At 41.3% G+C, this 11,444-nt stretch carries 9 protein-coding genes, 1 tRNA gene and 1 pseudogene; 3 read left to right on the top strand and 8 right to left on the bottom strand.

Going from position 1 to position 11,444, the window contains the following annotated elements; genetic code table 11:
- The first annotated feature begins 22 nt into the window (after positions 1-22).
- The 3 genes from A6J60_RS05305 (at position 23) to A6J60_RS05295 (ending at position 3,257) form a co-directional block, all read left to right on the top strand.
- Positions 23-856 (top strand): inositol monophosphatase family protein, encoded by an 834-nt coding sequence (locus tag A6J60_RS05305; protein WP_096065047.1) that lies wholly within the window; start codon positions 23-25, stop codon positions 854-856.
- A gap of 128 nt (positions 857-984) precedes the next feature.
- A complete protein-coding gene (locus A6J60_RS05300; protein ID WP_096065046.1) occupies positions 985-1,650 on the top strand; it encodes a hypothetical protein in 666 nt (221 codons plus the stop codon).
- Positions 1,651-1,886: 236 nt separating this feature from the next.
- Positions 1,887-3,257 (top strand): vWA domain-containing protein, encoded by a 1,371-nt coding sequence (locus A6J60_RS05295; RefSeq protein WP_096065045.1) that lies wholly within the window; start codon positions 1,887-1,889, stop codon positions 3,255-3,257.
- Between the two features lie 152 nt (positions 3,258-3,409).
- Here the strand turns inward: A6J60_RS05295 and A6J60_RS05290 are convergent, their stop codons facing one another.
- The 8 genes and pseudogenes from A6J60_RS05290 to gatA all read right to left on the bottom strand — a co-directional run bounded on the left by A6J60_RS05290 (position 3,410) and on the right by gatA (position 11,256).
- Positions 3,410-4,735: an APC family permease gene (locus A6J60_RS05290; protein ID WP_193778024.1), complete on the bottom strand. Its 1,326-nt coding sequence runs from the start codon at positions 4,733-4,735 to the stop codon at positions 3,410-3,412.
- A 386-nt stretch (positions 4,736-5,121) separates the two neighbouring features.
- Positions 5,122-6,018 (bottom strand): formyltetrahydrofolate deformylase, encoded by an 897-nt coding sequence (gene purU, locus A6J60_RS05285; RefSeq protein ID WP_096065043.1) that lies wholly within the window; start codon positions 6,016-6,018, stop codon positions 5,122-5,124.
- Positions 6,019-6,295: 277 nt separating this feature from the next.
- Positions 6,296-6,487, bottom strand: a complete 192-nt coding sequence (locus A6J60_RS05280; RefSeq protein ID WP_096065042.1) for an excalibur calcium-binding domain-containing protein — start codon at positions 6,485-6,487, stop codon at positions 6,296-6,298.
- Positions 6,488-6,695: 208 nt separating this feature from the next.
- A pseudogene (locus tag A6J60_RS05275) lies at positions 6,696-6,878 on the bottom strand (formyltetrahydrofolate deformylase); the annotation flags it as partial.
- Between the two features lie 264 nt (positions 6,879-7,142).
- Positions 7,143-7,859 carry a tetratricopeptide repeat protein gene (locus tag A6J60_RS05270; protein ID WP_096065041.1) on the bottom strand — a complete coding sequence of 239 codons (717 nt, stop codon included), beginning with the start codon at positions 7,857-7,859 and terminating at the stop codon, positions 7,143-7,145.
- A gap of 159 nt (positions 7,860-8,018) precedes the next feature.
- Positions 8,019-8,095, bottom strand: a tRNA-Pro gene (locus A6J60_RS05265).
- Positions 8,096-8,157: 62 nt separating this feature from the next.
- Positions 8,158-9,663, bottom strand: a complete 1,506-nt coding sequence (gene gatB, locus A6J60_RS05260) for an Asp-tRNA(Asn)/Glu-tRNA(Gln) amidotransferase subunit GatB (RefSeq protein WP_096065040.1) — start codon at positions 9,661-9,663, stop codon at positions 8,158-8,160.
- Positions 9,664-9,747: 84 nt separating this feature from the next.
- Entirely contained in the window at positions 9,748-11,256 is a 1,509-nt protein-coding gene (gene gatA, locus A6J60_RS05255; protein ID WP_096065039.1) for an Asp-tRNA(Asn)/Glu-tRNA(Gln) amidotransferase subunit GatA, read from the bottom strand.
- Positions 11,257-11,444 lie beyond the last annotated feature (188 nt).

Raw genomic sequence — 11,444 nt, 5'->3', positions numbered from 1 at the left:
TAGTAAAGCAAATAGGAAAATTATGGAACCAATGGTCGTAATAGCAGCACGTGCTGCTGAAAAAGTCGGTGCTGAACTATTAAAAGCGCATCAAAATCGTCATAAAATCGAATTTGATACTGAATCTAAAGGCTTAGAAGGCCTTGTCACTAAGATTGACCGTTTTAGTGAAGAGCTGACGATCGAAACGTTAAAGTATAACTATCCCAATCATTCTTTCTTAGGCGAAGAGTTTGGCCTACAAGAAGGTCAAGGTAGCGATGCTGAGTGGTGCTGGATTATTGATCCGCTTGATGGCACACACAACTTCGTTCATGGGGTGCCACACTTTTGTATCTCAATCGCGGTACAGCATAATGGCGTGACTGAGCATGGTGTTATTTATGATCCTATCCGTGATGAGATGTTCTCTGCCAGCCGTGGTAAAGGCGCACGCTTAAACCAGCGCCGTTTGCAAGTAAGCCAGCGCAAAACTATTGAAGGCGGCCTATTTACAACGGGTCATCCGCTTGAGCGTCAAGAAGGTGATAAAGTCGTCTCTTATGCCAAAGAGCATTTCGCCACGTTGCAGAAGATTGCTGAAGAGGGCGGTCAAGTTCGTCGTCTAGGTTCTGCTGCATTAGATTTAGCCTATGTCGCTGCGGGTCGTTTCGATGGTTACTTTGAAATGAAGTTAAAGCCATGGGATATCGCAGCCGGCGAGTTGATTGTTAACGAAGCACGTGGTGTGGTTGTGGATCATCATGGTGCGCATAACGCAATGGAAACCGGTTCTATCTTTGCTTGTAACGTTAAGTTATTAAAACCATTAATGAAAATGGTTGTGCCAACGTGGGGCAATGCTGTTCGCGGTTAGTGCCAAATAACGAGTGCTAAGTAATTGGCAATCAATGCTAGAAGACCCACAAATTCATATTGGATTTGTGGGTTTTTTATGAACTTTTACTTTGACCTTTGTCTATTGAAGCCAGATTAAGAGGTATCATGATGAATAACAAAAAGCTATTGGCATTTATCGCAGCTACTCTTCTACTGACTGCATGTGGCTCTGAGCCTGATTCTGAACCACAAAATACCAATACGGATACGCAAACTGCAAATACTGAAGAAGTGGCACCGCCAGGGCATGAAAAAATGACACAGGCGACGCGAGATACTTATGTGCCGCCTATCAAGAAATCTAACTTTGACATTACCGTTCAGTCTTATGGCAAAAAGATAAACGAGTTGCTTGCCGGTACTGAGTTTGCAGACAAGACCATTACCGACCTGTCAGAAAGTGATCGAGATAAAGTGTTTATCACCGATTATACGCATCAGATTAGTGTGGTTGGTGAGGTGAATGATGAGGATAAGCTGCAAGATTTAACTTATACCATGCCAGTCAACGATAATATAAAAGCAGAATCTACTTCTCTGGTTGAGCTGGTATCGGCATCGATGCAGGTATTAAATGCTGAGGTGAAAGCCACTCAAGCAAAGGATGAGACAGCCAAGCTAATTGGTCAGATTGTCGATGATTTTGAAAAGAGTGGTGAGCAACAGCAAGCAGTCAAGATGGTTGGTGATAATGTATATGCGGCGCAAATATCAGATCATGGATTAAGAGTGGTTATTCAGCCTAAACAAGACAGTCGCTATGTTAATTAGGCTGTGCTGAGTAGAGTAAGTTAAAACTTAATCAATATAGTTAACCTTTTAATCAATCCGTAAAAAGCTGAGTAACAGGCTGGGTAGAAGGCGTTATCTTTGATGGATAGCGCTTTTTTGTTTATATTCCATTATTTATTCATGGTTTAATAATATTTACCAAATATTTAATGTGCTATGATTAATGGATAACGATCAACGATTCGTGATAACTATATAACAAGGAAAACAGCGCTATGACACTAAATAAATACTCCCCCGTGTTGCTGGTTATACCGTCTATACTGCTCATCAGCTGCAGTCAAAATAAAGTCAGTGAAACATCCAGTGTCACTGAGAGCAGTAGAGTCAGTGATTCCTCAGAACCTGTTGCCATGCTTGAGCCTGCACCTGTTATCGTGGTTGACGCTGCCAGTAGCGCAAGCGTAGCAAGTCTGGAAAAAGCAGCAGATGCTAGTGCGGCAGCAGATAGCAGTATGGCTTTAGAAAGCACAATGGCAGAGCCAGATAAAATGCAGTCATCAGAGCCTGCATTACAGGCCCAGTCAGGGATTGTTACCGCTGGAGAGTGGAATGATTTGGATAATTGGCGCTATTGGAACCAGTTAATTGATAAGCGAGATTTTGCGACTCATTTGGATCATTGGCAAGTGTATCCAAAACACAGAGTCAGTGTCTCTATTCAGAGCAACCAAAAGCCTGTGACCAATGCGATTGTGCAGTTGGTTAAAAAAAGTGACGATCAGCAGCATACGAAACCAGAGGTAGTGTGGACAGCGCGCACCGATAACAAAGGCTCAGCCGTGCTATGGGCACACTTTTTCAAAGACACTCAAAGTGTCAAGTTTGACAACTACAAGCTGCGTGTAAATGGCCATGAGATTGATCAAAATATCTATCCGCACAATCAACAAGTGATGTCATTAAACCTGAATAAGGCGTATGTCAAACCGGTCGCTAAAAAGGCAGATATTGCATTTATTGTCGATGCAACTGGCTCGATGCAAGATGAAATCGACTTTTTGAAGCGTGATTTGCAAAGTGTGATTCATAGCGTCAAGGACAGTAATAACCAAATTAATATAGAAACTGCTGCAGTCTTTTATCGTGACAGAAGCTCAAATGGTGCGCAAGAAGAATACCTAGTACGAAAAGACGACTTCGGCAATCTTAATAACACCTTACAGTTTATCCAAAAGCAAAATGCTGATGGTGGCGGTGACTACCCAGAAGCAGTAGATGTGGCGTTAGATACAGCGATTAATAAGCTTGATTGGTCTGACAATGCGCATGCACGCATTGCCTTTTTGTTGCTTGATGCCCCGCCGCACCACGAGCCAGAAGTGCTGGCAAGCATCCAACAAAGCATCGTTCAAGCCGCGGCAAAAGGTATTAAGATTATTCCAATTACCGCCAGTGGTATTGATAAAGAAACTGAGCTTTTGATGCGTAGCCTAGCGATGGGTACCAATGGGACTTACACCTTTATTACCGATGACAGTGGTGTTGGTAACGCTCATATTGAAGCCAGTGTTGGCGACTATGAGGTTGAGAAGTTAAACGCGTTAATGATACGTTTAATCAAAGAATATACTGATTTTCACTAAACTGAACTTTATTAAAAGCAGTCAATAATCTTTAATTGATAAAAGACAGTTAGTAAAAAGGCGCTATACGTTAATGTATAGCGCCTTTTTTTATGGCTTTATTTATGTCTGACTTAAATAAACTGAGTAGCTAATTAGCGGTATAACAATAACTATATCAGCTGCTTGCGGTTTCTAATATAAAAGTAAACCCCAAGTCCTAATGCAATCCAAAATGCCAAGCTAAAGTAAGAGGGTAGAGAGATATTTGAGTCAAATATTGGCGTTAATAGGAATACTAAGAACGCGAGAGATACAAACATACCCAAGCTGCTCATCACTCTGTCTTTGCCATTTTGTGCAATTTTATAGGCACATAAACAGGTCATAAAGTAGGCCACAGAAGCGCCAATAGAGGACAAGTCGACAAACCATAATAAGGCAGTACGACCAAAGAAAGGAACGATGATTGCGCAGATACTGATAAAGTAGATAATCCATCTAGGAATGGTGCCGTTACCGGTCATCTTAACGCCTTTACCACGTTTTCCGACGTCGTAGTCTTCACTCATACTATTGACCAGACGGCTAGAGCTGATAAAAAATCCATTAAGCCCGGATACCACAGCGCCAAACATGGCGACCGCTAAGAAGTAAAAAATACCACTACCGACCAAAATTTTAACCGCATGACCTGTTGCCCAGGCTGAGTCGGTTAATTCCTGTTTGTTAATGCCTAATGCCGTTACCACGTTTAATACATTATAAATCACCGCACCAATGACAATGGCCAACATGGTCACTCTTGAGACCGTTTTGGAGTCCACGTCATGGTCACCTGACAACTGAGCGACCGCATCAAATCCAATAAATGCCCATGGTGCAAAGGCGATAATTCTAACCACTGAGGAGGTACTTAGCTCACCCCAGTTTGAATTAAAGTTAGTGGTTTGAGTGTCACCAATATGCAATATTGAGATGGCGGTAATCAAAACTAAAGAAGAGACTAACGCGAATACCAGTAGGTTTTGTGCTTTGAGCGCCCCTTTAATGCCTTTGATATTAATAAAGGTAAATAAAATGATGATGGATAAAGACACCAAAATATCATTTAAGTAGACAGGGTAGCCAGAAACTGAGTATAAGAATTGTCCCTTGCTATAAAAAGGGAATACGGCATCTAATACCATGGGAACCGCAGTTGCGTTCAAGGGGATGATGGACAGATAAGCCAGTAACAGTCCCCAACCGGTGATAAAGCCTTGTTTTTTGCCAAGCAGGGTTGTCGCAAAGCTGTATTCACCGCCAGATTCAGGCACTCTGGTCATGACCTTGGAGTAACTGTTTTCGATGAATACCAACATAATAATGGCAATGCCAAAACCAATCATGGTATTTAAGACGCCGTAATTTGGCAAAAACACATTGCCGGGAAGAATAAATGCACCCCAGCCAATCACTGAGCCTAATGCAATAGTGAAAATTTCTTTTTTGCCCATGTAGCTCATAATAGTATTCGTATCCTTACATTTGATAATTTGATAATTTGATAATTTAATGAAGTTATGAGGCTGGCTACGGTGTTTTTTATCTTCATAGTGAACAGAGGATTTAATCAATAACAAATAGCCAGTAAATTAAACTTAATAATAACTTACTATATTTTTGCGTAAATTTGTATGGCAAGTTTGCAAGGATTTCAAAACGTTAGTAGTAACTTGCTTGCTAGCAGTGGCTAGGAAACAGCCGATGATATAGTCCATAACACCCCAAAAAAACAAAAAGGCCAGCACCTGCTTGAGTGCTGACCTTAACTTAAATGCAGATCTTAATTTAAATAGCTACTGAATTTTATGAGCTATCAATCTGTTTTTTTAGCCATGAATTAGCTGAACACAACCGTTTTGTTGCCGGCGACGATAACACGATTTTGTACATGCCAGTTAACGGCACGCGCTAACACATTACGTTCAACATCACGACCTATAGCACGTAGCTCCGCAACGCCTTGACGATGGGTGACGCGGTGTACATCTTGCTCGATAATAGGTCCTTGGTCTAAGTCAGCTGTCACATAATGTGCAGTTGCACCAATCAGTTTCACGCCCTTATCAAAGGCCTGGCGGTAAGGGTCAGCACCGACGAATGCTGGCAAGAATGAGTGGTGAATGTTGATGATTTGCATTGGCCAACGATCTACAAAATCCGATGACAAGATTTGCATATAGCGAGCCAATACCAATAAGTCGTTGCCGGCCATAATCTGATGGATTTGCTCTTCAGCTTCTGCTTTATTGTCTTTGGTCACCGGCACGTGATGGAAGGGGATACCAAAGTTTTCTACTGCTTGACGTAGGTCATCGTGGTTACTGACCACACAGCTTATTTCGCAATCAAGTAGGCCACGTTGATGACGCCACAGCAAGTCAAGTAAGGCATGATCGAATTTAGATACTAAGATACCAACTTTGGTCTTAATCGCATTGTTGTGTAAGCGCCAATCCATATCATAACGTTTAGCAACCGTATGATCAAAGCTGGCTTGAAAGTTATCAATAATATCGCTTAAGCCGGCCAATGCAAATTCTAGGCGCATAAAATACTGTCCGCCTTCATGTGCCGTTGAATATTGGTCAAGGGTGATAATATTAGCGCCGTAACGATGAATAAATTCAGAAACAGCTTGGACGATACCGGCTTGGTCTTTACATTTAATTAAAAGAGTAGCAGTGTCAATTTTTGGATTATTGGCATTATTTTTATTTGAAGTAGATTCTGACATAATATGCTCACATAAAGAATTAGATAATAGAAACAATTAGTATCTATAGAGAGTAGGAGTAATATATCCATTATTATATCCGTACAGACGGACTTAAGACTGATAATTCAGACCATTGTTGCGGCTGATAAACTATATATAACATAGCTTTTCAATAAAACCTAAAAAAATAACCCACTCAATGAGTAGGTTAAGGGTAGATATTAGCGGGTAAAAATAGCACTATTATAGAAAGTGCTGTCACTGGTTGTCACAGAAAGTATAGCTGTAACAAATACTACTTTAACGCCTCACAAGCGATACCATCTTTGTCTCTATCAAGACTTTTATAACCAGGTTTTTTAGCATTGAAATAGGCTTGAGCTTCTCTTTGTGATTTAAAGTCAGCACATTTCACACGAGCGGCATGGGCAGGCAAGCTGGTTGATATAAATAGAAAACAAAAGGCAGCAGTCAATACTTTGTTCATAAATGACACCCTATAATCAGTGAATTAAATTATAAAGAAGATATAAATTAGAGCATATAACTCTATTATATCAAAGTGGTAGCGAGAGTCTAGAGATGAACCAATGCCAGTTTTATTGTTTAAATTAATAAATAATATTATGTAGTTAATGTTGTTAGGTTTACAAATTTTTAAACCGTGATAATTTATTTTTAGCTGATATAGTTAAGTACCGCCCGCCTTCATGCGCAGTAGAATATTGGTCTAGAGTAATAATATTAGCGCCATAACGGTGAATAAATTCAGATACGGCCTGCACAATACCAGCTTGGTCACGGCATTTGATTAATAGGGTAGCGGTGTCTGTCACTGTATTGGTTTTAGAATGAGTTGATTGAGTGTTGTCTGACATATTGGTCCTATAAAATATATCAACGGAAATAAAAGCACGTAATAGTCTCAATTAGGCGTTAGTTTAATTACATTGGATTCTTTTGTCTAAACAGTGAACATAGTATTGTTTTTTAAATAAGTTATATGAATATAAAATACAAAAGGTTAATTCGTAATATTTAAATATATTAAAAATACTTTAAAATAAAGTTTACAACTGTTATAAGTAAATTAATATTAAAGAGTTTTACATGTATAAATTATTGATCATTAACCTGTTAGTTTAATTTTCTCCTGAGTGACTAATAGTATAAGTGCAAATAAAGTATGGAGGTAAATAATTTTGTTCAGCTGCTTGCTGGTACCATTTAGAGGCCTTAGCAAAATCAGGCTCTAATGTGTAGCAAAAGTCATACATTAAAGCAAGCTGATACTGTGCGGCAGCATAACCTTGATTAGCAGATTTCTCAAACCATTCAATAGCTTTTTCACGATTTTTAGAAACGCTTTCACCGTCTCTATACATGGCGCCTATATTAGATTGAGCTTTGAAATCACCTTGTTCGGCAGCTTTTAAGTACCATTCAAAAGCTTTGTTGTAATTCTTTTTCACACCTTGACCGTTATAATATATGAAACCTAAATTATATTGCGCTTCTATTAAACCTTGATCAGCAGCTTTTTGATACCATCTTATAGCTTCAATACGATTTAGCTCCCTTAATGGCAGAATATAGTGGTACATCTCGGCAAGTTTCAGTTGGGCTAATGAATCTCCTTGGTTTGCTGCCTTTAGATACCATTTAATAGCTTTGCTATAATCTTTATTTCCTTCCTTGTCACTTCTGTAGTAATTTCCAAGCTCATATTGAGCTTTAATATCCCCATTATTCGCTAATTGAGCAGTTTCATCGAAACTTGACGCAGATGCATGAATAGACAATATAGTTGTAGTGCAAAAAACCGTTAATAAACATGCAGTTTTTTTTAAAAGGTTCATAAGCTTTGCTCTAGTGAGTGTTTTGGTAAATATTTTTAATACCAACAATGAAGGCAGGTTATTATGGCTTTATTAGGATAATGTATATTCCACAGTTCCTTTCATTCCTTTATAAAAAAAGGGCTGACGGTCAATGACGGTCAGCCCTAATATGTTGTTTGGTCGGAACGGCAGGATTTGAACCTGCGACCACTACACCCCCAGTGTAGTGCGCTACCAGACTGCGCTACGCCCCGATGGTCAGACTATTTTACTCATTATTAAAAATAATGCAAGTAGCTATCGGTGTGACAGCAGCCTAACCCAATAACTCTTTTAGGATCTGGTTCACCTGTTGCGGGTTGGCCTTACCACGGCTGGCTTTCATCACCTGACCGACCAGACCGTTAAAGGCCTTTTCCTTACCGCCTTTATACTCGTCAACCATCGCCTGATTATTGGCAATCACTTCTTCAACCATGGCTTTAATCGCACCGGTATCGGTTTCTTGCTTCAAGCCTTTGGCTTCAATGATTTTGTCAGCAGCGTCTGCATCATCGCCACCTTCACCGTCATATAAAGCGGTAAAGACCTGTTTGGCTAATTTGCCTGACAGCGTATTATCGTTTAAGCGCTTCAACAAGCCAGCTAACTGTACTTCACTGATAGGGGAATCGCTGATGGTTTTGTCGTCTTTATTCAACGCACCCAGTAAGTCACCCATTACCCAGTTTGCGGTCAGTTTTGCATGCTCAGTTCCAACGGCTTCTAACACAGTTTCATAATAATCGGCCAACTCACGGCTACCGGTTAAGATGCGCGCGTCATACTCAGACAGACCCAATGCTTCTTCAAAGCGGGCACGACGAGTTACAGGCAGCTCAGGCATACTGTCACGGATTGCATCGACTGTGGCTTGATCAATATGCACTGGTAACAAATCTGGATCTGGGAAGTAGCGATAATCATCGGCATCTTCTTTGGTGCGCATGATACGCGTTTCATCTGCGTCTGGATCATACAACATAGTTGCTTGAACCACTTTACCGCCGTCTTCGATGATATCAATTTGACGCTCGATTTCACGCTTAATCGCATTTTCGATGTTGCGGAATGAGTTTAAGTTTTTCAGCTCAGTACGGGTACCGAAGGCTTCACCTGGCTGACGCACAGACACGTTACAGTCACAGCGGAATGAGCCTTCTGCCATGATGGCATCTGAAATATCTAGCCATGTTACTAACTGGTGAATGGCTTTGATATACGCCACTGCTTCACTGGCTGAACGCATGTCTGGCTCAGACACAATCTCAATTAAAGGGGTGCCAGCACGGTTTAAGTCAACCCCAGTCATACCAGCAACTGCATCATGTACAGATTTACCCGCATCTTCTTCTAAGTGACCACGGGTAACGCCAATGCGCTTTTTGTATTCATTCTTCTCGTCTTCGTTGACCACCACATCGATGTAGCCTTTACCAACGATTGGATGCGCCATCTGCGTGATTTGGTAGCCTTTTGGCAAGTCAGGATAAAAATAGTTTTTACGGTCAAAGGTGTTTAGCATGCCAAGCTCAGCATTGATACCAATACCGAACTTTAACGCGCGCTCAATCACGCCTTCATTCAATACTGGCAGCACACCAGGTAGACCTAGATCAACAATATTGGCCTGTGTATTTGGCTCATTACCAAACTGGGTTGAGGCATTCGAAAAGATCTTACTTTGGGTGTTTAATTGGCAATGAATTTCGATACCAATCACGACCTCATAGCCATCGACCAGTAGTTCTTTACGCGTCTCTATTTCACGGAACTCGCTCATACTTTTTCCTATCACTAAATGATTAAAATTTAAAATCTATTATGCAAAATATTATGACAACTATTTATCGGCTAAGACCGAGCTCTAAACCGTAGTCTGTGCCACAGGCGATAGCTTCGTATGATAATCCGTATGTTGTTGGAACAGGTGCGCTGTGGTTAATAGCTTGCTGTCATCCCAGTGATTGCCGATCAGCTGTAAGCCAACCGGTAGGCCTGCTTGGTTAAAGCCAGCTGGCATGCTAATGGCCGGTAGACCGGCTAAGTTAACACCAATGGTGTACACGTCGCCCAGATACATCGTCACTGGGTCTAATGCTGTATTCAGCTCGTACGCTGCGGTAGGTGCTGTCGGACTGGCGATCACATCACAAGATTCAAATGCTTTTTTGAAGTCTTCTAAGATCACGCGACGTACCTTTTGCGCCTTAGTATAGTAAGCATCAAAGTAGCCGGCAGATAGGGCATAAGTACCCATTAAGATACGACGCTGTACTTCAGTACCAAAGCCTTCAGAGCGGCTACGTGTGTACAGATCAGCCAAGTCTTCTGGCTCTTCGCAGCGATAACCAAAGCGGACACCATCAAAGCGAGATAGGTTAGAAGATGCTTCTGCTGGCGCCAACATGTAGTAGGTAGCCAGGGTGATTTCTGGGTCTGTGATGTTCACTTCAACAATGGTTGCGCCCAAATCTTCGTACTGTTTTAAAGCGGCACGTACTGTAGATTCAACTTCTGAGTCTAAACCTGAACCAAAGTATTCTTTTGCTACCCCGATACGCAGTCCAGCAAATGGCTTGTCAGCATCTGCTTTCTCAGCCGCTGTTTGTAGATCGGCCACATAGTTTGGTACTTCACGGTCGATTGAGGTTGCATCACGTGGGTCATAACCAGCCATTGGTTGTAGTAGATACGCACAGTCTTGAGCAGAGCGGCCAAAAGTACCAGCCTGATCAAAGCTTGAGGCATAAGCAATCATACCAAAGCGAGAAACACGGCCATAAGTTGGTTTCATGCCAGTCAGGCCACAGAATGAGGCAGGCTGACGAATCGAACCACCAGTGTCACTACCCGTTGCAAAGGGTACAAAACCGGCAGCAACAGCAGCGGCAGAACCACCCGATGAGCCACCTGGTACACGTTTGGTATCCCAAGGGTTGTGTACAGCGCCATAGAATGAGCTTTCGTTGTCCGAACCCATCGCAAACTCATCCATATTGAGCTTACCTAAGCTGACAGCACCAGCATCACGAATGTTAGACACGATGGTAGCGTCATAAGGTGAAACGAAGTTGTGCAGCATTTTTGAACCAGAGGTAGTTAACACGCCTTTAGTACAAAACAAGTCTTTATGCGCCATAGGCACACCGAGTAAAGGTGTATTGCTTAAGTCATCACCTGAGCGACGTTTGTCGTCTGCTTGTTGTGCAGCTTGGCGAGCACCGTCTTCATCAAGGGTGATAAAACTGTTAATGTCTTTATCTAAGCTATTGATACGCTTTAAGAAATGGTCGGTCAACTCAACACTACTAAACTGTTGGCCTTCAAGGCCGTCAATCAGTTGTGCTATGGATAAATGATGTAAATCAGACATATTGGGTGTCCATCTTAGTTGTTGGAATGGGATAATGTAATGTATATGTTTTGACTGTTTATTAGCTGTTTATCCGTTTAACCCGTAAGCACTTATTATCAAGACGTTTGTTTTCTATTTCTATATGATGTTTTCTATAAGTCTTAATTACTATAAGCTAAGTCAGTTAAATAGGTAATTTTAAACGG

It is taken from the genome of Psychrobacter sp. FDAARGOS_221, from assembly GCF_002313155.2.
GTDB lineage: Bacteria > Pseudomonadota > Gammaproteobacteria > Pseudomonadales > Moraxellaceae > Psychrobacter.
This window is presented reverse-complemented; position numbering and strand designations above follow the sequence as displayed.